We start from the raw sequence: 22294 nt of genomic DNA, 5'->3' as shown, positions 1-22294 counted from the left end.
GATCTCGGGAAGCTTCGATCGGGCCGTCAAGCTGGGGCCGGGTCTTCAGCCCGGTCAAGGCCGAGGAACCGGCGAGCCCGCCCGGCTCCGCCGGATGTGCCCGGCGGGGGCTGCTGGAGCTGGTAGGGCCGCAGGACGGCGGCGGCTTCGCTACGGCAGCGTCGCGCCTGCGGGCTGTCGCCGAGGGTCTCCCAAGCTTGGCCCAGCCGGGTCAGCAGCAGCCCGGCCAGCAGGGGGTCGTGCATCGCCTCGGCCATGGGGACCGCCTCCTCGCCGACGGCCACCGCCTCCTGCGGCCGTCCGGCGGCCAGGTGGACGAGCATCAAGCGGTTGGCCGGCCAGGCCGCCCGAAGCGGCATGCCGCCCTGACGGTAGGTTTCCGCGCTGGCCAGCAGCTGCTCGGCGGCCTGGCCCAGCTCGCCGGCGCGCATGTGGACGACACCCTGCGCCATCTGGTTGACCCCGATGCTGTGCGGGTCGCCCGCCAGCCTGCCGAGCTCCAGACCCTGCTCGACGTGGCGCCGGGCGTCCGGGATCGAGCCGTCATCGGCCAGCGCCATGGCCAGCATCGCGTGGATCATCGCGCTGAGCTTGGGATGAGTGCGGGCGTCGACCGGCGCGAGCGCCTCGGACAACAGGTTGACCGCCTCGTCCGTCGCCGCCATGCGCTGCGCGCCCAAGCCCATCGCGAGCAGGACGGCGGGCAGGAAGATGGCGTCCTCGACGTCGGCGAACCCGGTCACCTGAGCGAGCAGGGGCACCTCGCCCAGGAGGCCCTCGCGGCCGGACCCCGCGATCGTGGCGGCCACGTTGGCCTGCTCGGTACGCATCCAGGCGCGGGCCGCCGGCGCCCCGGAAAAGCTCAGCTCAGGGCGTTCTGCCCCGGCCGGGTGCACGAAGCCCGGCAGCGCGACGCGGCACACGCCGCGAATGCCGCACATGTAGTGCTCGAAGAGCCGCTGCGAGGCCGTAGCCCGCTCCTCCTCGCCGGCCAGGCCCCTGCCGTACAGCCGCAGCAGGTCGTGATAGCGGTAGCGGCCCGGCGCGGTGGTCTCCAGCAGGCTCGCATCGACCAGGGCCTCGCACATGTCCTCGGCATCGGTACGGCTGACGCCGAGCATCGCCGCCGCCGCCTCGACCGGCAGGTCCGGCCCCTCGGCCAGCGCCAGCAGCCTGAACGCCCTGGCCTGCTCCGCAGGCAGCTGCTCGTAGCCGAGCGCGAAACAGGCGGCCACCGTCTCCTGCCCCGCCTTGAGCTCGTTGATGCGGTGCCGCGCGTCGGCCAGCCGTACCGCCAGGGCCTCCAGCCGCATGCCGGGCCGCGCGGCCAGCCTGGCCGCCACGATCCGCACCGCCAACGGCAGCCGCCCGCACGCCTGGACCAGGTCGGCGGCGGCCTCCGGCTCGGCCAGCACCCGCGCCTGCCCGGCCACACGCCCGAGCAGCTCCAGCCCCTCGGCGTCCGACAGCAGATCAAGGACCCTCAGCCGGGCGCCGACCATGCCCGCCAGCCTGACGCGGCTGGTGACGATCACGGCACACGTCGCCGAGCCCGGCAGCAGCGGCTCGACCTGGGCCGGGTCGGCGACGTCGTCGAGCACGACCAGCACCCGCCGGCCGTCGAGCATGGACCGCAGCAACGCCGCTCGCTCCGGCGGGAAGGCCGGAATCTGACGGTCCGTGCAGCCCAGCGCCCTCAGGAAACCGGCCAGCACCTCCTGCGGGGCGCGGTCCCCGCTGCGGAGGTTGGCATACAACTGCCCGTCGGGGAAATTCCCGCGAACGGCATGCGCCACGTGTACCGCCAGCGTGCTCTTCCCGATCCCGCCGGGGCCGGACAAGCCCACGACGGGCATCGCGCGCGTGCCCGCCGTCAGCTGTTCGACCAGGTCCCGCACGACATCACGCCGGCCGGTGAAATCGGGTGTGCCCGCCGGCAGTTGCGCCGGCTGAAGCCCGCCGACCCCCAGCCCCTGCGGCGCCGGTCTGGGCTGGGACTGCACGGCGATGACCTGCTGGTAGACGGCCGCCAGCTCGGCCGACGGGTCCACACCGTACTCCTCGGCCAACAGCAGGCGCGTGTCGGTGTAGACGCCGATGGCCTCGGCCTGCCGTCCGGCCCGCTTGAGCGCCAGCATGAGCTGGCCCGACAATCGCTCGCGCGTCGGATGGTCGGAGTGCAGCGCGGCCAGCTCGCCGACCACCCCGGCATGCCGGCCCAGTGCCAGATCGGCCTCGAACCTGGACTCCAGCGCGACCAGCCGCGCCTCGGCCAGCCGTACGCGCTGCGCCTGCGCCCAGGCGCCGGGCAGCCCGGCCAGCGGCTCGCCCCGCCATTGCTCCAGCGCCCGCTCCAGCAACGTGCGCGCCTCCGCAGCCGGAGCCTGCGCGGCCTCGCTCAGCAGTCGGCGGAAATCCGCCTCATCGGTGGCCGCGGCGCACCTGTATCCGCCCGTCACCGACTGGATCATCTCGGCGCCCACTACGAGACGCAGCCGGGACAGATACTGCCGCACGACGTTGGCCGCGCTCTTGGGCGGCGCATCGGCCCACAGGATGTCAATCAGCCGTTCCAGGCCGACCACACGGCCCTCGGCCAGAAGGAGGGCGGCGAGGGTCAGCCGCTGCTGCGGGGAGCCAAGGTCGAGTTCCTCCTCGCCCCGCAGGCAACGTACCGGTCCCAGCAACTCAAAACGCACTTTGGCGATGATAGCCACGCGCTGGGCAAGCCCCGCCCATGGGACTTCGTGCGCCCGCCTCCGCTCGGCTGTCACACTTGCTCTTCCACAACGGTCAGGCTGTTGTCCTTGGGCTGGGCTCCACCGGCGGTGCGGATATGGGCGGATCTTCTTGATCGAATGTGGGGATTAGACGCGAAGGATGGCCATTGGCCGGTTCTCTGCAGGATTCGGGCGACGCAGTGTGGGCAGAGGGCTCGCCATGAACGAGCAGGACGACCTCCCGCCAGCGGTGGGCCAGGTCAACGGCGAAAGCGACATGCGCGTGGAAAGGGCCGGTGTCGAGACCCGGGACACGCCACGCCCCATCCCCGCCGAGCCGGTAGAGCCGCCACCGGATCCAGAGGCCAAGGTGGCTGAGGAACAGCGAGAAGCGGAGCAGCAGGCTGACGGCGAGGAGAAACCGCCTCCTGACACTGAGCCAACTGACTGAGTCGTCGTCCGGGCCATGCTGCTTGCCATCGCTGCGGAGCCTGACCGGGTCGAAGATACGTTGATTCGCCCGGGACCCGTACGCTGCGCCAATCCGAGCGGTCACTTGGGGTCGTTGAGCGCCATTCGGGCGGCGCGCATCTGCGCGTACATTTCCCATGGTCCTTGCGTCAGGACGCGCCCGGTTTCCAGGAAGGTCTTGAGGTTGGCCAGTACGCAGGGCCATCCGGCGGAGACCGAGACGTATTCGTCGTGGTCGGTCAGGTTCTCGTGGGTGACGGTGAGCCGGACGATGTCGCCGTGCGGTTCGAGGTCGAAGGTGACCCGGCCGGGGCCGCTGGGCCGTTCCTCGTTCGGGCCGGTGCGGGTGATCACCAGCCGCTTGGGCGGTACGGCCTGCAGCACGGTGCCGACGAGGTCGGCGATCCCGGAACCATCGGTGCGCCGGTGCTCCCAGGTCGAGCCGACCTGCCAGTCGGAGACGTTGCAGTGCTCCGCCCAGTATTCGGCGCTCACGTCGGCGTCGGTCAGCGCGTGCCAGACTCGCTCCGGCGTGGCTTGGATGAAGGTGACGTACACATAATCCGGCCTGTCAGCCATGTCGTGCTCCTCTATGCGTCGTTTCAGGTCGCTCAGCACACCAAGACACCGGCGCTCGGACATCTCCCGGAGCAGCAGCGGTCCACCGGCACGCTCCCTTTTACCTTGAGATATCAAGGTACGCTAGGCACAGTTACCTTGGTCTGTCAAGGTAGGAGGCCGGCGCGCGCGGTCCCGAAACGCCCGAGCGCCGCCCGGCCGGAGGTTCCCCCCATCTGGGGGTGTTCGTCGCTATCGTGCTCGGGTGGACGGCAGGGCTGTCAGTATGAGCGCGGCAGGCCGAGTACGCGGTGGCCGAGGTAGGACAGGACGAGGTTGTTGCTGACAGGGACGATCTCCAGCAGCTTGGCCTCGCGGAACTTGCGTTCCACGTCGAACTCGACGGCGAAGCCGTTGCCGCCGAAAGCGGTCATGGCCGCGTTGGCCGCGGCCCAGGACGCTTGGGAGGCGAGAAGCTTCGCGGTGTTGGCCTCGGCCCCGCACGGCCGCCCTCGGTCGAACAGGTCGGCGGCGTGGAACCGCATGAGCGAGGCGGCCGCCAACTGGGCGTGGGCTTGGGCGAGGGGGAACTGGACACCCTGGTTGGCGCCGATCGGGCGGCCGAAGACCTCGCGCTTCGAGGCGTAGGCCACGGCACGCTCGACCAGGAAGCGGCCGTCGCCGAGGGCCTCTGACGCTACCAGGACACGTTCGGCGTTCATGCCGTCGAGGATGCAGGAGAAGCCGCGCCCCTCCCCGCCGATCAGGTTCTCCGCGGGCACGCGCAGGTCGTCGATGAACACCTGGTAGGTGTGATGGGCGGACATCACGGGAATCCGCTGCCACGTCACGCTCGAGCCGGCCTCCCGCAGGTCCACCAGGAATACCGACAGGCCGTCGGTCTTCCGCGTCACCTCGCTCGCGGGGCTCGTGCGGGCCAGCAGCAGCATCAGGTCCGAGTGCGCGATCCTGGACGTGAAGATCTTCTGCCCGTTGATGATGTAGTGGCCGCCGTCGCGCACCGCTTTGGTCGCGATCTTGGTGGTGTCGGAGCCCGCGTCGGGCTCGGTCACCCCGAACGCCTGCAGGCGCAGCCGACCTGCGGCGATCTCCGGCAGGTAGCGCTTCTTCTGCTCGTCGGTGCCGTGCCGCAACAGGGTGCCCATGATGTACATCTGCGCGTGGCAGGCGCCCGCGTGCCCGCCCGACTGGTGGATCTCCTCGAGGATGATCCCGGCCTCGGTGATGCCCCGCCCGCCGCCGCCGTACTCCTCGGGGATGAGCGTGGCCAGCCAGCCGAGCTCGGTCATGACGCGGACGAACTCCGCCGGGTACTCGCCGTCCGCCTCCAGATCGCGCCAGTACTGCCCGGGGAAGCGGGCGCAGACGTCGCGCACGGCGAGCCGGATTGCTTGGTGATCATCGGTGAGCTGAAAGTCCATAGCCGGAGACCGTACAACCTTCTGACGATTATGTGTAGTCTGCGTGCCAGACGATACTTAAAACAGTCGCTTGAAGACCATCACTCAACTATTTGGAGGGATGATGCGCACCAACTTGCTCAGCGGAGTGCGGGTGCTCGCGGTCGAGCAGTACGGCGCGGCGCCGTTCGGCACGCAACTCCTCGGGCACCTCGGCGCCGAGGTCGTCAAGATCGAGCAGCCGGGAGACGGCGACGTGTCCCGGTCGGTCGGGCCGCTGTTCCGCGACGACTTGCCGGAAACCGCGCGGAGCGTGTTCTTTCAGGGACTCAACGGCGGCAAGAAGAGCATCACGCTGAGCCTGGCGCACGACAGGGGCAGGCAGATTCTGTTCGAACTGGCCGCGAGCGCCGACGCGGTGGTCAGCAATCTCCGGGGCGACGTGCCTGAGCGGCTGGGCCTCACCTTCGACCGGCTGCGCGCGGCCAACCCCCGGATCGTGTGCGGGCACCTCACCGGCTACGGCCGCGCGGGGGAGCGGGCGGCGCGGCCGGGTTACGACTACCTGATGCAGGCGGAGCTGGGCTACTTCGACCTGACCGGTGAGCCGGAAGGCCCGCCGTCCCGGATGGGCATCTCCATGATCGACCTGACCGGCGGCGTGGTGCTCGCCCTCGCCACGGTCAGCGGCATCCTGCGGGCGCGGGCCACGGGCCAGGGGGGCGACGTGGACGTCAGCCTGTTCGACGTGGCGCTGTTCAGCCTCAACTACCCGGCGCACTGGTACCTGAACGGCGGGTTGCGCACCTCCCGGCTGCCCCGCTCGGCGCATCCGTCCCTCACCCCGTGCCAGAGCTATCGCACCGCGGATGGCTGGATCTACCTGATGTGCAACAAGGAGAAGTTCTGGCCGCTGCTGTGCGAGCGGATCGGGCGTCCCGAGTGGGGCCACGACCCGAGGTTCCGCACGTTCGCCGACCGGCTCGCGGCCAGGGACGAGTTGACCGGTCTGCTCGACGAGGAGCTGTCCAGGCGCACCACCGCCGAATGGCTGGCGGTGTTCGGTGACGCGGTGCCCGCCGCGCCCATCCTGACTCTGCCCGAGGCCATGAACAGCCCCATGGTCCAGGACGGCGACCGGGTCGAGCGGATCGACGTGGGTACGGGAACCGTGCTGCGGATGCTCGCCAGCCCGATCAGGGCGGACGGCCCCGCACGGCCGCCCACCTCCGCGCCCGCTCTCGGCGAACAGACCGACGAGGTGCTCACCGCACTGGGCAGAACGGCCGCTGAACTGGGCGAACTGCGCGCGCTGGGCGTGATATGAGCGGCGAAGGGAAGCGTGACAGGAGCATCGACGCGGCCCGGGTGATCCTGTTCGTGCCCGGCGACCGGCCCGACCGGATCGGGCGCGCGCTGGCCGCGGGGGCGGACGCGGTGGTGATCGACCTGGAGGACTCGGTCGCCCCCGCGAACAAGCAGGCCGCCCGCGAAGCCGCCATCCACGCGCTTGGGGCCGCCCGGGCCCTGCCGGTGGGGGTACGCGTCAATGCTCTCACCACGCCCGAGGGAATCCGTGACCTGGCGGCCCTGCTCGACAGCTCGGCCGCGCTGCCGGACTTCGTCGTCCTGCCGAAGGTCGAGTCGGCGGCTGAAGCCCGGCTGTGCGCTCAGGCGCTCGGCGGCCGGAACTGGCACGGCGAGCTGGTGTGCAGCATCGAGTCCGGCGCGGGGCTTGAGCATGCTGCGGAGATCGCCGCCGCCGACCCACACGTGGTCGCCCTCGGATTCGGCGGCGCCGACCTGGCCGTGGCGCTGGAGGCCGAGCTGGCGTGGGAGCCGATGCTGCCCGCGCGGGCTCGCCTGGTGTGGGCTGCGGCGGCGGCCGGAATCCGCGCACTCGACATGCCCTGCCTCGACCTCGACTCCGCCGCCGTGCTCGCCGAGGAGTGCCGCCGCGCCCGCATGACGGGCTTCACCGGCAAGTTCGCGATCCACCCCAAGCAAGTGGAGGACGTACGGCAGGCGTTCACACCGACGGCGCGGCAAGTCGCGGACGCGCACGCGGTGCTGAAGGCGGCCGGGGACGGCGGGGCGGTCCGCTTCCGCGGATCGATGATCGACGCCGCCGTGGTGCACCGCGCCCGGCTCGTCATCGAACGCGCGGGGGGTGGCGCATGACGTTCTCCGCGTACTACCTGCTCGGTCCCGGGAGGTACGCCGAGCGGTTCGGGATCGACTTCGAGGACTTCGTCGTGGGACAGCGGTTCCGGCACCGGCCGGGAGTCACGCTATCGCAGCAGGACAACACCGAGCACGCGCTGGACACGATGAACTCCGCGATGCTGCACTTCGACGCCGCCTACGCCGGGCACACCGCCTGGGGCAGGCCGCTGATGGTCAGCACGCTCACCGCGCAGCGGGTGATCGGCCTGTGCGCCAAGACGTTCGCCCGGCGGCGCAGGCTGGCGAGGTTCGACGAGATCGGCCTGCGGGCGCCGGTGTTCGGCGGCGACACGCTGTACGCCGAGTCGGAGATCCTCGAGGTGGACCCCGGTGGCGATCCGGATGTCGGCGTCGTGCGGGTGCGCACTCGCGGGCTGAACGCGTCCGGCGCCGAGGTGATCGACCTGAGCTATCGCGCGGAGATCTATCGCCGGGGGCGTGGCCCGGACGCCGACCCCGGCGGACCGCCGGTGGACGAGCCGAGGTTCGCAGCCTACGACCTGGTGGACGGCGACCTGCGGGAACGGTACGGCCTGTTCTTCGAGGACTGCCGGCCGGGCGAGCGGTTCACGCACCACCCCGGATACACCTTCCTGCGCGAGGAGACGATCGGGCAGGCCCGCAGGTCGATGGAGTTCGCGCCCGGCTACCACGACGGGCCGCCTCTGGTCAGCGAGATGTTCGTGCTCGCCACCGCCACGACCGCGTCGACGCGCACCTTCGGGCGAGTGGTGGCGAACCTCGGGTGGTACGACATCGAACTGCCGACCCCGGTGCGTGCGGGTGACATCGTACGGGCCGACTCGGAGATCCTCGACGCCCGCCCGTCGAGGTCGCGTCCCGCCGAGGGAATCCTGTCGGTCGCCACGCGAGCGGTGAACCAGCGCGGCGAAACGGTGCTGTCCTTTCGGCGCTCCCTGCTGGTGCACCGCAGGGGCGCCGACGGCCCCTACGGCCCCGCCGGCTACGGGTAGATCCGTGTCATCCCCGGCGGCCACGGATACCTGACCTTGAAGATGGACAGGAAGATCAGGATCTCGACGCCGCGCACGCCGGGCACCGTGCGGATGCGGTCGGCCACCAGCCGATGCAGATGCTCCGTGTCCAGGTGGCTGACCTCCGCCATCAGGTCGAAGCTTCCCGCAGTGGCCATCAGCCACTCGACCTCGTCGACCTGGGTGATCGCCGCGGCGATCACGTCCAGGTCGCCCTCGCAGCGCAAGCCGATGGCGGCGCGGTGCAGGAATCCCACCTTCCTCGGATTGACGATGGCCGCGATCTTGATGACGCCCGTGTCGATCAGGCGCGCCACCCGCTGCCTGGTCGGCGCGAGGCTGAGCCCGACCGCCTCGGCGATCCGCCCGTAGGTCCGCCTGCCGTCCTCCTGCAATTCGGCGACGATCCGCCGGTCGATCGCGTCCAGCGTCACCTTCTCGCCGCTGTCGGTAAGCGCGGGCTCGACAGGGGGACATCGACGGGCTCCGGCAGGCTTGTCCGGCACCCGTCTGCCCGAGCCGGGGGGCCAGGAATAGGACGCCTTGAACAGGTTGAGATACAGAAGGGTCTCGATGTCGCGTACACCGGGGACCGTGCGGATGCGTTCGGCGAGCAGGCCGTACAGGTGCTGCTCGTCCACGCAGCGGAGCTCGGCGATCAGGTCGTAGCGGCCCGCGGTGGCGACGAGCCAGTCGACCTCGTCCACCTCGCTGATCGTGGCCGCGATGGCGTCGATGTCACCCTCGCAGCGCAGTCCGACGGCGACGCGCAGCCGGAAGCCGAAAGCACCGGGATTGGTGATGGCCACGATCTCGATCAGCCGGGACCTGGTCAGGCGCGCCACCCGATGCCGGGTCGGAGCCTCGGTGAGCCCGACCGCCTCGGCGATCCGCCCGTAGGTCCGCCTGCCGTCGTCCTGCAGCTCGGCGATGATCCGCCGGTCGATCTCGTCCAGCGCGGGCGAATCCTGCGGTTCGCGGCTGTCATGGAGGGCTTCGGTCACCCCGCCATCGAAGCATGACCGTCGCCCGTCTGCCACGCGACCCCCTGACTCGATCGTGGTGGCGAAAATATCATCACTCGGCGATCTGAACTTTAGAAAACAGTTGTTTGATGGCATTCAATCAACTATTTTGCCATACATGAGCGAATCCTATGACGCCGATGCGGTAGCGCTGTCGGACGGCATGCTCCGCCGCGAGTCCGGCCGCCTGCTGATCGAGGACGTGCCAGTGGACGCCCTGGTCGAGCGATTCTCCGCGCCGCTGTTCGTGCTCTCCGAGTCCACCCTGCGACGTCAGGCTCGCCGCATCCGCGCCGCGTTCAAGCGGGCCTGGCCCCAGGGCGAGGTCCTGGTGCTGCCCGCGGTCAAGGCCAACCCCGTCCTCGCGCTCCAGCGGGTGCTCGCGCAGGAGGGCATGGGCGCCGACCTGGTCGGCGCCGGCGAGCTGGAGGTCGCGGTCCGTGCCGGAATCGACCCCGCCCTGATCTCGCTCAACGGCACCGGCAAGGACCGGGCCACGATCGAGCGCGCCGTAGCCCTCGGCGCCCGCGTCACTGTCGACGACGTGCGGGAGATCGAACTCTCGGTGGCGGCGGCCCGCGCCGTCGGCAAGCAGGCCAACCTACGGATACGGCTGCGGCCCTACTACGAGACCGACGCCCGCATGGAGGCATTCGGCACGCCGATCGCCGACATCTACGGCACCTACAAGTCGGGCGTCCCCTACGACGACCTGGCCGAGGCCGGTCGCGCGCTGTCCGCGCCGGAACTGCGGGTCACCGGCGTGATGATGCACATGGGCCGCTACACCACCGACCTGTCGGTCATCGGCGGGTTCAGCAGGCGGTTCGGCGAGCTGACCGCCGAGGTGTCGGACCTGTGGGGCGGCTGGACTCCGGACACCGTCGACGTCGGCGGCGGATTCGCACCGCAGATCGACGGGTTCGGCCGGGCGAACCCGAGCTTCATCCCCCCTGTCCCACCCACGATCGAGCGTTACGCCGAGGTCGTCTGCGAGAACCTGACCAAGGGCCTGGCATCGGGCGGCATCGGCGTCGAGGGCCGTACCCTGGAAGTCGAGCCGGGCCGCGCGCTGTTCGGGCCGTGCGGCATCCACGTGGCGACCCTGCTCAACGTGAAGCGCCAGACCCACCCCTTCCCCTTCACCTGGTACGAGACGGACACCACGCAGCTGTTCCTCTCCGAGATCCCCGACCAGGCCGGCCGCCCGCCGGTGACCCCCGTACGGCTACCGGAGACGGAGACCGCGGTCGAAGTCCGGGTCGTCGGCCGCTCCTGCATGTCCGACGTGCTCGCGCGCACCGCCACGCTGCCCGTCATGAGCGCGGGCGACCTGCTGGCCTTCTGCTTCACCGGCGCCTACAACGACGCGAACGCGAGCAACCTCAACCTGCTGCCCCGTCCCGCGACCGTGCTGGTGAACGGCACGCAAGCCCACCTGGTACGGCGGGCCGAGAGCATCGAGGACCTGCTCGCCCGCGACACCCTCCCCGACCACCTCCACCACACCTTCACCGGAGCCGCCCGATGACCATCACCACACCCGTACTCGACCACGCGGGACTCACCTGTGCCGACCTGGCGGCCTCGCTCGCCTTCTACCACGACCTGCTCGGCATGCCGCTTCTCGAGCAGGGCGAGGCGCAGGCCCGCGCAGCGGGCATCGAGGACGCCTGGCTCGCCTTCGCCATGCTCGACGCGGGCCGGGGCCAGATGATCGAGCTGCTGGAGTACCGCAGGCCCAGGAGCGAGCCGTCGGTCGCGCTGCCGGTCAGCAGCGTGGGAGGCGGGCACGTCGCCATGGGCGTCCAGGACCTGGACAGTCTGCTCGCGCGCCTGGCCGAGGCCGGGGTCCACCCGCTCACCGGGGAGCCGGTCACGGTGTCAGGGGACGGCCACTGGGACGGCGCGCGGCTCGTGTACGTGCTCGACCCCGACCGCCACGTGGTCGAACTGATCCAGTTCGCCGCCGGGCGATAGGGCCGGCGCGGCCTGTCGATCATGGCGGATGCCGTACGGTTCCCGGCGCCGCGTCGGGATGGCCCCGCCCGCGCCGGCGGCACGGGCGGGGCCGGTCGGTCAGAAGTCGTCAGGTGTGCGGACCCGGTCGCGGATCCACACTCCCGCCTCCTTCAGCCGGCTCGTTCCGGCGAACGGGCCGTTCGGGCAGGTGCCGCCGGTGAAGACGGCGCCGGACAGGCCGTCGTCGGAGTAGTTCCAGTTGACCCAGCTGATCTTCTTCTGGGCCATCAGGTCGAGGTACTGCTGCGACATCGAGAAGTTGTTGCCACCGCCGCCCGAGGCGGTCTGCGTGCCGAACTCGGTGACGAACATTGGGATACGGTCGGCCGCGCGGGAGAGCGTGTTGAGGTAGTTGCTCCCGTGCGAGGCCGCGTAGAAGTGGAAGGTGTACATGATGTTGGTCGCGTTGACCGGGTTGCCGATCACCTCGGTCTCACTGGCCCCGTCGGAGACGCCGAGCGAGGACCAGGCGCGGGTGCCGACGAGGATGGGCGTGTCGGGGTCGTTGGCGCGGATCACCGGGATCAGCTGCTCGGCGTAGCTCTTGACCGTCGCCCAGGAGACGCCGTTGGGCTCGTTGGCGATCTCGTAGAACAGGTTCTTCTTGTTGTTGTGCCGCTGGGCGATCTCGGTGAAGAACGTCTTGGCCCTGGCCAGGTTGTACATCGGGTCGCCGGGCGTGAGCATGTGCCAGTCGACGATGGCGTACATGCCGCGGGCCGTGGCCTGCTCGATGAGGTTGTGCACCCGGTCGGTGAACAGGCGCGGGTTGGTCTCGTAGCCGTCCTCCTGGATGTACATCGAGATCCGCAGGACGTCGGCCTTCCAGTCGGTGGCCAGGGCGTCGAGCGAGGCGGTGTTGAGGCACTGCGAGTACCACTGCAGGCCGTGCGAGCTCATGCCGCGCAGCTGGATCTGCTTGCCGTTCTCGTTGCACAGCTTGACACCGCAGACGCGGAGCCGGCCGTTGGCCTCGACCGGGGTGCCGCCGCTGCCCGCCTGGGTGGTGGCGGTGACGGAGTTGCCGGCGGGTGAGGTGTTGCCGGCGGCGTCGCGGGCTTTGACGGTGTAGGTGTAGGCCGTCGCGGGAGTCAGGCCGGTGTCGGTGAACGTCGTGGCGGTGACGGTGTTCACGAGTGTGCTGGCGCGGTAGACGTCGTAGCCGGTGACGGCGATGTTGTCGGTGGAGGCGTTCCAGGCCAGGGAGACGCTGGTGGAGGTGGTGGCGGTGGAGCGCAGGTTGGCGGGGGTGCTGGGCGGGGTGGTGTCGCCGCCGCCCGAGGTGCCGTAGACCTGCAGCTCGTACAGCGAGTAGCCGTAGGTGGTGCCGCGGGCCGTGCCGTACATCCGGATATAGCGCCCGCTGCCCGACAGATTCACCTCGTCCGTGCCGCCGTCGCCAGTCGTGGTGGAGTAGACGTCGGTCCAGGTCGAGCCGTTGGGCGAGGTCTGGATCCGGTACGACCTGCCGTAGGCGGCCTCCCAGGTCAGCTTGACGCGGGTCACGGTGGCGTTGCTGCCGAGGTCGGCCTGGATCCACTGCGGGTCCACGCCCTCTTCCGAGGCCCAGCGGGTGCCGGTGGTGTCGCCGTCGACGGCTTTGGCGGCTTCGAATCCGGTGCCTTCGATGGAGGAGGCGGTGGCGGGCCGGCCTTGGGAGAGCAGGGTTTCTGAGCCGCTTGTCTGCTGGGTGATGGAGGTGCTGGCGGGGGAGGTGTTGCCGGCGGCGTCGCGGGCTTTGACGGTGTAGGTGTAGGCCGTCGTGGGAGTCAGGCCGGTGTCGGTGAACGTCGTGGCGGTGACGGTGGTCACCAGCGTGTCGCCGCGGTAGACGTCGTAGCCGGTGACGGCGACGTCGTCGGTCGCGGTGTTCCAGGCCAGCGACACCGTGGTGGACGTCGTGCCGGTGGCACGCAGACCACCCGGAGTGCTCGGCGCGGTGGTGTCCGAGCCGCTGCCCTGGCTCTTCAGGAACAGCGAGCCGGAGGCGTCGGTCCGCGAGGCGTTGACGCCCGAGCCGGTGAAGTCGGCGGTCTCGTTGCCCGCCCAGTCGGCGATGGTCGTCCCGTTGAGCGCCAGGTGCTGGAACGTCGACGCGTCGGCCGCCGAACTGCCGAACTGGTAGAGCCGCTGCCGGTCGGGATAGTAGCTCTGGTACGGCCCGCCCTGCGTCGTCTGCTTGGTCATCTCGTTGTTGTAGAGCACGTTCTGCGGCCCGCTGGAGCCCGACCACTTGGCCGCCTTCGGACCCGCGGCCCACCAGATCGGCCACCAGGTGGAGTCGTCAGGTCCGCCGCCGCCCTCGTCGCCGCAGTTCGTCCGGCAGTTCTTCGAGGCGTGCTCGAACGGCACCCGCACCTTGTTGTTCTCGAACAGGTTGCGCCGCTCCCAGCCGCCGTGCACGTTCAGGTCGGAGTCGAAGTCGTTGCCGATCGCCACGTTGTCCGAGGCCGACCACTGGAAGGTGAAGTGCCGCAGGTTGCGCGAGGTGTTGTAGGCGTACAGCGAGTCCCAGACGCGCGAGCCGCGGAAGTAGCCGTTGCCGCCCTTGCCCTTGTTCCACGAGCCGTCGAAGTTCGACTCCTGGACCTGGATGTTCTTGGCGCTCTCGGTGACGACGGCGTGCGAGCCGGTCATCTCGGTGCCGACCCGCCGGATCCAGACGTTGGCCGCCCACTTGAGCACGATGCCGTGCTGGGCGTACTCGGGCGCCATGTTGCCGTAGTTGAAGCGGGCGTCGGCCCGGTCGAGGTTGTACGTGCCGCCGCCCAGCTTGGGCATGCCCGCCATGTCCTGGGTGAGGGTCAGGTCCTCGATGCCGACGCCCTGCACGACCTTCAGCGGGGTGACCCGGCTCGGGTAGACGGTCCCGCCGATCGCGGCCGAGCCGTCGGAGGTGGAGTTCACCGGCAGGCCGTACTCCAGCGGCTTGTCCAGGGTGAGGTTCCTGCCCGCGGTGTCCACGGCGCTGATCTGGAAGATCTGCTGGCGCATGTGCAGGTTCATGTACGTGGAGGTGTCGGTGACCGTCTGCTGCTGATAGAACTTCACGCTGTTGGCGGCGCCGACCCACAGGTGCGCGCCGACCTTGAAGCGGGACATGTCGGCGTTGCTCGCCAGCCTGATCTGCGTCTCGCCGGTGGTGGACGCGGCGCGCAGCGGGACGCCGGCCGCCCAGTGCTGGTTGACGCTGCCCTCGAAGATGTCCTTGCGGTTGGCGGGGGCGGAGGAGTAGTCGGAGGCGTACCTGCTGTGGACCTCACGGGTCTGCACCCGCAGCAGGCCGCGTCCGGGCCAGGTCCAGCCGCCCTTGCCGGCGCCGTGGGTGGCGCCGTCCTCGTCCCAGTCGCTGCCGTCCGCGGTCAGCGTGTCGTAGCGGGTGTTGGCGTCCGGGCGGAAGGACAGGACCGTCTGGCCCATGCCGGCGCCCTTCAGCACCAGGTAGTCGGCGTCCAGGCCGAGCTGCCTGCTGACCACGAACCGGCCCGCGGGCAGCGTGATCGACGACAGCTTGGTGTAGCCGGCGCTCGGTGTGCACGTGGTCCTGATGGCGTCGATGGCCGCCTGCAGGCCCGTGGTGGCGTCACTGCCGTCCGGGCGCACGCCGTACTGGGTGGCGAGTTCCTGCGGGGTGATGTGGCAGGCCGCGTCCGGGTTCATGGCGCCGGACCCGGGCAGGGCGGCGCCGCCGCGGAAGCCCGCCTTGCTCCAGTCGGGCAGTCCGGCGACGGGCGCCCGCCGGTTGGCGCTGGTCAGATCGGGGATGGCCGCCGCCGCGGCGGCCTGCGCGGGCAGTGTCGGCAGGGGCAGCGCGGCGAGGGCGAACAGGGCCCCGGCCGCCACGAGACGGCGTCGTAACGGGATCGCACCTGACATCAGTGGGCTCCTGACAGAACTCGGGGGGTGAGAAGTCCGGTCGCGCAACCGATAGTTAAGAAATATTCCTAACTAATGCGGAGCGTAGGAGGCCGCGGCGGTAGATGCAAGCCCTAGCTTTACTGAAAGTCATTGGATCTCGCTCTGCGCATTCACATATCTGAACAGCGGGTTTCCTTGTGATGGCGAGTCAAGGGGTCAAGGTGGCATCGAGCTGGGAGTTAGGAAAATTTATTAACTAAAGAAATGTGAACAGGGGACTCGGATACGCTCTGAAGCCGTGAACCCCCCACAACCCGGGACTCCAAGCTTGATGCGCGCCATCAACGAGCGCATCGCGCTTCGGGTCCTGCTGGAGCGCGGCCCGCTGACCCGTCCCGAGCTCGGCGAGTTCAGCGGCCTGTCCAAGCCGACCGCCTTCCAGCTCCTGGCCCGCCTTCAGGCCGCGGGCCTGGTGGTCAGCGACGGGATGCGCTCCGGCCAGGCCGGCCGCAACGCCGAGACGTACCGGATCAACCCGGCCGCCGCCCACGTGGCGGCCATGGGGGTCACCCCCGAGGGCATCGAGGTCCGGGTGGCCGACATCACCGGCGCCGTCGTGGGCGAGCACCTGCTGCCCACCCCGGGCCCCGCCGGCGACCCGCCCGCCGAGCGGCTGCGCGCGGCCCTGGGCGGCGCGGCCCCACCCGGACCGCTGCGCAGGGTGGTCATCGGCGTGCGGGCAGCCGTCGACCCGGCCACCGGCCGCCTCGGCCACGTCGCGGAGGAGGACATGCCGGGCTGGCGCCTGCCCGGCCTCGTGCCCACGCTCAGCGCGGCGCTCGGCGCCGAGGTCAGCGTGGAGAACGACGTCAACCTCGCCGCGCTGGCCGAACAGGAGAGAGGCGCTGCCGTCGGCTGCTCCGACTTCGTCCTGCTGTGGGCCGACGAAGGACTGGGCGCGGCCCTGGTGATCGGCGGGCGCCTGCACCGCGGCTTCTTCGGCGCCGCCGGAGAGGTCTGCCACATGCCGATCTCGGGCACGGTGACCGCCCGCGACGGCGGACGGCACGGCAGCCACGGGTTCCAGTCGGTGGGCGGGGGCGGCGCGATCCGCGACCTGTTCAGCACCTACGGGATCGACTGCCATGACTTCCGCGCGTCGGTGCGCGCCGCCGCGGCCCTGGCGGGGGAGTCAGGGCGCGCGGCCCAGGACGCCGCGGCGGGCCTGCGGGTCGTGGCCGGACGGCTGGCCGTCGGGCTGGCCGCCATCGCCTCGGTGGTCGACCCCGGACTGATCGTGCTGGCCGGGGGCGTCGTGGAGGCCGGTGGCGAACGGCTGCGCGACCTCGTGGAACGCGAGCTCCACGTCCTCATCCCGACGCGGCCCGAGGTGCGCGGGTCGGAGGTGGCCGGGAACCCGGTGCTGGCGGGCGCGATGGACCTCGCCCTGGCCACGGTCCGCGACGACCTCTTCGGCCGCTGACGCCGCCCGGTCCGCCCGCCCGCCGTAGCGGGTAGCGGAACGGGGCCGCCATGCTGACCGCGGCGGTTTCATGCCGCGGGAAAGTACCGCGGACCGCGATTACGGCGCGGCCTCGGGTTGCGGCCTGGCACGCCGTACCCCTTCCGGTTGGAGCCAGCGGTGTAGATACGCCTCCAGACCTGCCTGGCCACGGTGGGCGATGTAGCCGTCGGGGCGGACCAGGAGAGCCTCCGGCACGGGTACCTGATGCACGGTCAGGAAGCTCCGGCCGAGGTTGGACGGTTCGGGGGTCAGCAGGTGATATCCGGGCCCCTGGAGCAGCTCATGCAGCCAGTTCCCGTCGGGCAGTTCCAGGTCGGCCAGGCGCTGACCGGCGCCAGGCGTGATCGCCGGGCTGTCCGGATATTCGATGCCGAGCTGCGAGATCCTCCTGAAGGCCCGCTGCCGCAGCGGTCGTGCAAGCGAGATCAGCCGCGCGAACGGACCGATCAGCAGTCGCCGCAGCCCGGAGATCAGCCAGTGCCGCGAGGCCTGGATGGAGAAGATCCGGTCGGTGAACTTCAGCACGTACGCCGCGACGGGCATGCGCTCAGCCTCGTAGGAGTCGAGCAGTTCCGCCGGAGCGCGCCCGGTGGCGACCAGGGCGAGCTTCCAGCCGAGGTTCCAGGCGTCCTGCATGCCGGTGTTCATGCCCTGCGCGCCGGCTGGGCTGTGCACGTGAGCGGCGTCCCCGGCCAGGAAGACCCGGCCGTCGCGGAAGCGGGCAGCCATCCTGCAGTGCACGGGGAAGCGGCTGATCCACACCGGATCGCGCAGGCTGAGCGTCCCCCCGCTGAGCCCGAGCAAAGCGTCATGGAGATCGGCCTCGGTGGGCTCCGGCGCGTTCTCCCGCGGCACGCCGGGCTCGACGGCGATGAGCCGCCATGGAGCAGGGCGCTGAAGCGGGATCAGCAGGGCGAAGCCCTGCCGCGAGGGATAGATGTGGAGGCTGTCGTGGTCGAGCCCGTCGATGTGCACATCGCCCAGAAGGAAGGATCGCGGGTAGGTCTCGCCCTCGAAGGCGATGCCGAGCTGCTCGCGTACGGTGCTGCGGACGCCGTCGGAGCCGACGAGATAGCGGGCGCGCACTTCCTCCTCGGTGCCGTCGGCGCGGCGCAGGAGTGCCGTGACACCGTCGGCGTCCTGCGTAAAGGAGATCAGCCGGGTCTGCCGCTCGACCGGAATGTCCAGGGCCTGCTCCAGGATGTCTTCCGTCTCCGTCTGCGAGACCATGAGCAAGTAGGGAAAGCGGGTGTCACGTGCCCCGATCTCCAGCGGGAAACGTGTGGTGCGGCGCTTGCTGACGTGCAGGCGGGCGGAGTCCGTGGGGGCGCCCCGGGAGATCAGTTCTCGGGCGAGCCCGCGGCGGTCGAGCAACTCCAGCGTGCGGGCCTGCACGCCGGGTGCCTTGGAGAGATCGAGGCGATCGGCGCGCGCGTCGATGAGGCGGACGGAGGCGCCGTGCCGCCGAAGGTCGGCGGCGAGGACCAGGCCGGTGGGACCGGCACCGATCACGAGAACGTCGATGGTCGCCATGGTTGGCTCCTTCGCGTCAGCCGGGACGCATGCCACGCAGCCATTGTTCGGCGAGTTGCGTCGCCGCATCCTCGGGAGAGAGACCGAGTCGCTCCTGTGTGAGCGGCCGGGCGAGCAGGTGCAGCAGCAGCGGTCCGACGAAGGACTGTGCTGCCAGCAGTGGGTCCATACGCCTCAGATGGCCGCCGGCCATCTGGTTTTCCAGGTAGCTCATCAGCTTTCCGACACCCTCCTGGAAGACGAACTGGACGCCCTCGGAGGATTCGGGAGAGATCTGGGAGACCTCGGCTACCAGCAGCCTGATCAGTCCGAGGCGGTTGTGCAGGACTCCGGCGACGCCGCGGGCAAGCTCGGGCATGAGCTCCTCGACCGGCGTCGTCCTTGCCTCGGCCAGCACGCCGGAGATCACCATCAGGGGTGACTCCACGCGCATAAGCTGCTGGAACAGGGCCTGCTTGCCGGGGTAGAGGCGGTAGAGGTTCGCCCGCGACACCCCGGCCTTGGCCGCCACGTCATCCATGGACAACTCCGCCAGGCCCGTAAGGGCCAGGAGCTCCATCCCCGCGGTCAGGATCCGTTGCCTGGTGTCCGGTTCTGCCTTGATCCGAAGCTCCTCCAGCAGGGCAGTGCGGGATCCGAACAAGCGGTAGGCCGTGGACCTGGAGATGCCCGCCCGCCGCGCGGCGGAGTCGATGGTGACCCGTTCGTCCGCGGCCAGCGCTTCCTGCGCGGCTTGGACGAGACGGTCGCGAGCTTCCATGTGAGACATACTAGATGAGATTTCTAGTCTTGTCTCGCCTCGCCGACAGCTTTCCGGCCGGAACGGAGAAGGCCGGTGATCGAGATCGTCCGGGCTGTGTCGGTGGTGTCTCCGCTCAAGGTGATGGTGCAGGTCGCCGTGCGGGCGCTTGAGCCGTACGTCGGGACCACGGTGAAGATCGCGTGCCAGGAGCAGCACGACGCCGGTGCCCTTGCTGTGCTCGCCCGCCTGCTTGCCCTGCAGATGCCGGCCACTGATCCGATATGACCGGCACCTCGCAACCCCGAGGCCGCGGCATCCAGAACCTTTTCGAACTCCCGGCCGGTGGTGGGTCAGCCGGAGACATGTCCGAACCACGGAAGGGGGTTTGTCGGTTCTGCCTGATATCCATGATCAGCCAGCATTTCCCCGTCACCAGTGGAGCCGTGTCATGACGTCAGCGGGCAGATGGGACCACACGGACCCGGCCACGAGGGCTGCCTACCAGCGGTTCGACGAGCTCACCGAGCAGGGACTCGAGCCCGGACCCGACGTCGACTGGCGGGTTTACGGCACCTACGCGCAGATGAAGCTCTGGCTGGGGCCGGAAGGCGGCCACGACTACGACGAGCGGGTGCTGCGCGTGGTCCGGTCGGTGGCCGAGCGCGACATCGACTTCACCTACCGGGAAGCGCACCACCTCATGGAGCGGGCCGGGTACTGGGTGCGGCAGGGGCACACCCGCTATGAGGAGCTGTTCCGGATCCCGCTCGCGGCCGCGCGCCGGTTCGGCTACCAGCGGCGCCGGGAATTGCTGCGCTGGCTGACGTCGGGACCGTGGCTGAAGGATGCGCGGGCGCTTCTGGCCGAGCAGGTGAGCGAGCTGCTCACCGAACCTGCCGAGCACGGCCCGGCTGGGGTGGTCCGGACAGAGATAGGGGATACCGACCACTTTGCCCGCATGCTGGCCGAGGAGTACGGCCCGCGTCTGGTCGAGGTGCTGCCGCTGTTTCGCCACTGGAACACCGCCCGCTCGACCAAACCCAGCGCCCGGTGGCTGCGGAACGCCGCGCGGATGCTCAGCCCCGGCGCGGTGGCTCTGGTCCGTGAGCTGCTGACGCGGCTGGTGGCCTACCGGGGCGGAGACTGGGTCGTCCGCTATGACGACGAGGAGTGGTGGGACAAGGTCTTCCTCAAGGAGGACACCATCGTCGTGGTGCGTGGCATCCTGTGGACCTGCGAGGTCATCGACGAGCGCTGGGTGACCTCGCTCGTCACCGACGTCGCGATGACCTGCGGCACCGGCAGCAACGGGATGGGCTCCACGTGCCGCTGCGAGCCTGTCACCAATGCCGCCGTCGGAGTCCTGGCTCGCAGGGGTGGCCTCGAGGTGATCGTCCCGCTGTCCAGAATCCAGGCGAAGGTGCGCGCGAGGTCCGTACAGAGGAATCTGAGTCTCGCCCTCGACGCGGTGGCCGTCGAGAGCGGGCTGACCCGTGAGCAGCTGCTCGACCGGACGGTCCCCACCTTTGGGCTGGACGCCGACGGCGTCCGCGAGGAGAGGATCGGCGACTACCGGGTCAGGTTGTGCGCCGACGTGCCCGCCCTGCGCTACGTGAACGCCGCCGGCAAGACCGTCAAGTCGCTGCCGAAGGATCTGCGCGCGGAGCTGTCCGATCTGCGGGCCATCCTGAAGGAGCTCAAGCTGGCGCAGGCGGCCGAGCGGTCCCGTTTGGAACAGGCGATCGTCCAGGAACGGACGTGGCACTGGCGCGAGGTGACCGAATACTTCCTCGACCATCCCGTCACCGGCCCCTACGCCCGCACCCTGCTCTGGCAGATCGCCGGCGGCCCGGCGGCTCTGCCGGTCAAGACCGCCGACGGCTGGGAACTGGCCGGCCACCGCCCCGCCCCCGACGCCGTGGCAGGCATGTGGCACCCGATCCACGCGACCGCCGGCGAGGTGGCGGCCTGGCGCGACCATCTTCTCGACAGTGGTGTACGCCAGCCGTTCAAGCAGGTCTTTCGCGAGCTCTACCTGCTGACCCCCGCCGAGGAGCGGACCGGCACCTTCTCCAGCCGTTTCGCCGGTCACATTCTGCGCTACGGCCAGGCCCGGACCCTGCTGGGCCAGCGCGGCTGGACCGGCAGGTCAATCGGCAACTGGGACTACGAGAACGGCGGCGACCAGGGCGAGGTGGTGCGCGACCTGGCGGGCTGGCAGGCCCGCTGGGCCATGCACATCGTCTCCGCCCCCGGGGCCGAGACCACCATGCTGTGCGCCACCGAGGGCATCACCTTCCACCGCGACGGGCAACCGGCGTCGGTGGCCGATCTGCCGCCGCTTGTCCTGTCGGAGATCCTCCGCGAGGCCGACCTGGCCGTAGGCGTGGCCTCGGTCGCCCGCGACGACCAGGCGCTGATCGGCCACGAACGCTATTGGCACTCCCACGGCTTCGGCGAGCTGACGGAGACGGCCAAGACCCGGCGCGAGGTGTTGGCGCGGCTGCTGCCCAAACTGAAGATCGCCTCCCGGGTCGAGCTGACCGACAGATTCCTTGTCGTGCGGGGCGATCTGACGACGTACAAGATCCACCTGGGGTCGACGAACATCCTGATGGAGCCCAACGACGCGTACCTGTGCATCGTCCCGGCGAGCGGGGATGCGGGCGGATCGGTGTTCCTGCCGTTCGAGGACGACGGGGGGACACTGTCGGTGATCCTCTCGAAGGCGTATCTTCTGGCCAACGACACGGCGATCACCGACCCGACGATCACTCGGCAACTTTCCCTCGTCTCGGCATCGACGTGACGCCAATCGCATCGGGCGGACAACGGAGAGTGATGAGGTCTCTGGGTCTGCGCGGTTAGAGCCGGCCGATGGAGTACGCAGCTCGCGCGGACGCCGGCGTCAGGAACCCCTTCGAAGATATCGGTAGGGCAGGGCGCCATGGTGGCGAGCAGGTGGCCTCCGTTGCCGGCTGCTGGGCGTCCTGCGTCACGATGCTGCAGATTGGCGGTGGGCACTGTATGGGCGCAGGCAGTGGCGTGCTTGATGCCTCCCAAGGCAGGCTGAAATACCGAGTTCAGAGCCACGGGCGAGGAGGTGGATCGTTCTACGCAACCCGTTCGTCTCCTGTCTCACCACCGGACGGTCCGGTGCGCAGTCCTGGCGGACACGTCCGCGGACGTGACCTCCCT

Annotated in this window: 16 protein-coding genes; 9 read left to right on the top strand and 7 right to left on the bottom strand. The window is 69.9% G+C overall.

Annotation, left to right across the window (positions count from 1 at the left end):
• Positions 1–26: 26 nt before the first annotated feature.
• Positions 27–2699 carry an AfsR/SARP family transcriptional regulator gene (locus tag FVE25_RS40255; RefSeq protein WP_157252753.1) on the bottom strand — a complete coding sequence of 891 codons (2673 nt, stop codon included), beginning with the start codon at positions 2697–2699 and terminating at the stop codon, positions 27–29.
• A gap of 241 nt (positions 2700–2940) precedes the next feature.
• On the opposite strand from FVE25_RS40255, the gene FVE25_RS40250 reads away from it, so the two are divergent.
• A complete protein-coding gene (locus FVE25_RS40250; protein WP_157252752.1) occupies positions 2941–3171 on the top strand; it encodes a hypothetical protein in 231 nt (76 codons plus the stop codon).
• A 101-nt stretch (positions 3172–3272) separates the two neighbouring features.
• Here the strand turns inward: FVE25_RS40250 and FVE25_RS40245 are convergent, their stop codons facing one another.
• Positions 3273–3770, bottom strand: coding sequence for an SRPBCC family protein (locus FVE25_RS40245; protein ID WP_219825851.1), 498 nt, complete (start codon positions 3768–3770; stop codon positions 3273–3275).
• A 260-nt stretch (positions 3771–4030) separates the two neighbouring features.
• Positions 4031–5191 carry an acyl-CoA dehydrogenase family protein gene (locus FVE25_RS40240; protein ID WP_157252750.1) on the bottom strand — a complete coding sequence of 387 codons (1161 nt, stop codon included), beginning with the start codon at positions 5189–5191 and terminating at the stop codon, positions 4031–4033.
• 103 nt (positions 5192–5294) lie between these two features.
• Here FVE25_RS40240 and FVE25_RS40235 point away from each other — a divergent pair, with 103 nt between their 5' ends.
• From FVE25_RS40235 to FVE25_RS40225, 3 genes are read left to right on the top strand one after another with little or no spacing between them, the layout of a single operon-like run.
• Entirely contained in the window at positions 5295–6497 is a 1203-nt protein-coding gene (locus tag FVE25_RS40235; protein ID WP_157252749.1) for a CaiB/BaiF CoA transferase family protein, read from the top strand.
• Positions 6494–7351: an HpcH/HpaI aldolase/citrate lyase family protein gene (locus tag FVE25_RS40230; protein WP_157252748.1), complete on the top strand. Its 858-nt coding sequence runs from the start codon at positions 6494–6496 to the stop codon at positions 7349–7351. Before FVE25_RS40235 ends, FVE25_RS40230 begins: the two co-directional genes overlap by 4 nt.
• A complete protein-coding gene (locus tag FVE25_RS40225) occupies positions 7348–8370 on the top strand; it encodes a MaoC family dehydratase (protein WP_157252747.1) in 1023 nt (340 codons plus the stop codon). Before FVE25_RS40230 ends, FVE25_RS40225 begins: the two co-directional genes overlap by 4 nt.
• Here the strand turns inward: FVE25_RS40225 and FVE25_RS54560 are convergent.
• On the bottom strand, positions 8361–9395 hold the full coding sequence (locus FVE25_RS54560) for an Lrp/AsnC family transcriptional regulator (RefSeq protein WP_219825850.1): 1035 nt from the start codon (positions 9393–9395) through the stop codon (positions 8361–8363). The genes FVE25_RS40225 and FVE25_RS54560 overlap by 10 nt on opposite strands.
• A 139-nt stretch (positions 9396–9534) precedes the next feature.
• On the opposite strand from FVE25_RS54560, the gene FVE25_RS40210 reads away from it, so the two are divergent.
• Positions 9535–10947 (top strand): diaminopimelate decarboxylase family protein, encoded by a 1413-nt coding sequence (locus tag FVE25_RS40210; protein WP_181019876.1) that lies wholly within the window; start codon positions 9535–9537, stop codon positions 10945–10947.
• On the top strand, positions 10944–11396 hold the full coding sequence (locus FVE25_RS40205) for a VOC family protein (protein ID WP_157252745.1): 453 nt from the start codon (positions 10944–10946) through the stop codon (positions 11394–11396). The genes FVE25_RS40210 and FVE25_RS40205 overlap by 4 nt, the downstream gene beginning before the upstream one ends.
• A 99-nt stretch (positions 11397–11495) precedes the next feature.
• Here FVE25_RS40205 and FVE25_RS55655 read toward each other — a convergent pair whose 3' ends face one another.
• Positions 11496–15314: a cellulase family glycosylhydrolase gene (locus FVE25_RS55655; protein WP_246268187.1), complete on the bottom strand. Its 3819-nt coding sequence runs from the start codon at positions 15312–15314 to the stop codon at positions 11496–11498.
• Between the two features lie 313 nt (positions 15315–15627).
• Between FVE25_RS55655 and FVE25_RS40195 the strand changes: the two genes are divergently transcribed.
• Positions 15628–16779 (top strand): ROK family transcriptional regulator, encoded by a 1152-nt coding sequence (locus tag FVE25_RS40195; protein ID WP_181019875.1) that lies wholly within the window; start codon positions 15628–15630, stop codon positions 16777–16779.
• Between the two features lie 99 nt (positions 16780–16878).
• Here the strand turns inward: FVE25_RS40195 and FVE25_RS40190 are convergent, their stop codons facing one another.
• Both FVE25_RS40190 and FVE25_RS40185 read right to left on the bottom strand, forming a co-directional pair.
• Positions 16879–18354, bottom strand: a complete 1476-nt coding sequence (locus FVE25_RS40190) for an FAD-dependent monooxygenase (protein WP_157252743.1) — start codon at positions 18352–18354, stop codon at positions 16879–16881.
• Between the two features lie 16 nt (positions 18355–18370).
• Positions 18371–19114 carry a TetR family transcriptional regulator gene (locus tag FVE25_RS40185; RefSeq protein ID WP_181019874.1) on the bottom strand — a complete coding sequence of 248 codons (744 nt, stop codon included), beginning with the start codon at positions 19112–19114 and terminating at the stop codon, positions 18371–18373.
• Positions 19115–19189: 75 nt separating this feature from the next.
• Between FVE25_RS40185 and FVE25_RS40180 the strand changes: the two genes are divergently transcribed.
• Together FVE25_RS40180 and FVE25_RS40175 are read left to right on the top strand one after the other, a co-directional pair.
• Positions 19190–19381 (top strand): hypothetical protein, encoded by a 192-nt coding sequence (locus tag FVE25_RS40180; RefSeq protein ID WP_157252741.1) that lies wholly within the window; start codon positions 19190–19192, stop codon positions 19379–19381.
• A gap of 163 nt (positions 19382–19544) precedes the next feature.
• Complete coding sequence (locus FVE25_RS40175; RefSeq protein WP_157252740.1) at positions 19545–21905, top strand: DUF4132 domain-containing protein; 2361 nt, start codon at positions 19545–19547, stop codon at positions 21903–21905.
• Positions 21906–22294 lie beyond the last annotated feature (389 nt).

It is taken from the genome of Nonomuraea typhae, from assembly GCF_009760925.1.
GTDB classification, from domain to species: domain Bacteria; phylum Actinomycetota; class Actinomycetes; order Streptosporangiales; family Streptosporangiaceae; genus Nonomuraea; species Nonomuraea typhae.
The sequence above is the reverse complement of the archived record's forward strand: the minus strand, read 5'-3'. Positions and strand labels throughout refer to the sequence as shown.

Bases quoted from the DNA above. Each gene is read 5' to 3' on its own strand.
- FVE25_RS40175 (WP_157252740.1), top strand. From the start codon at position 19,545: ATGACGTCAGCGGGCAGATGGGACCACACGGACCCGGCCACGAGGGCT.
- FVE25_RS40225 (WP_157252747.1), top strand. From the start codon at position 7,348: ATGACGTTCTCCGCGTACTACCTGCTCGGTCCCGGGAGGTACGCCGAG.
- FVE25_RS40195 (WP_181019875.1), top strand. From the start codon at position 15,628: ATGCGCGCCATCAACGAGCGCATCGCGCTTCGGGTCCTGCTGGAGCGC.
- FVE25_RS40240 (WP_157252750.1), bottom strand. From the start codon at position 5,191: ATGGACTTTCAGCTCACCGATGATCACCAAGCAATCCGGCTCGCCGTG.
- FVE25_RS40205 (WP_157252745.1), top strand. From the start codon at position 10,944: ATGACCATCACCACACCCGTACTCGACCACGCGGGACTCACCTGTGCC.
- FVE25_RS40245 (WP_219825851.1), bottom strand. From the start codon at position 3,770: ATGGCTGACAGGCCGGATTATGTGTACGTCACCTTCATCCAAGCCACG.
- FVE25_RS40190 (WP_157252743.1), bottom strand. From the start codon at position 18,354: ATGGCGACCATCGACGTTCTCGTGATCGGTGCCGGTCCCACCGGCCTG.
- FVE25_RS40235 (WP_157252749.1), top strand. From the start codon at position 5,295: ATGCGCACCAACTTGCTCAGCGGAGTGCGGGTGCTCGCGGTCGAGCAG.
- FVE25_RS40185 (WP_181019874.1), bottom strand. From the start codon at position 19,114: ATGGAAGCTCGCGACCGTCTCGTCCAAGCCGCGCAGGAAGCGCTGGCC.
- FVE25_RS40250 (WP_157252752.1), top strand. From the start codon at position 2,941: ATGAACGAGCAGGACGACCTCCCGCCAGCGGTGGGCCAGGTCAACGGC.
- FVE25_RS40230 (WP_157252748.1), top strand. From the start codon at position 6,494: ATGAGCGGCGAAGGGAAGCGTGACAGGAGCATCGACGCGGCCCGGGTG.
- FVE25_RS55655 (WP_246268187.1), bottom strand. From the start codon at position 15,314: ATGTCAGGTGCGATCCCGTTACGACGCCGTCTCGTGGCGGCCGGGGCC.
- FVE25_RS40210 (WP_181019876.1), top strand. From the start codon at position 9,535: ATGAGCGAATCCTATGACGCCGATGCGGTAGCGCTGTCGGACGGCATG.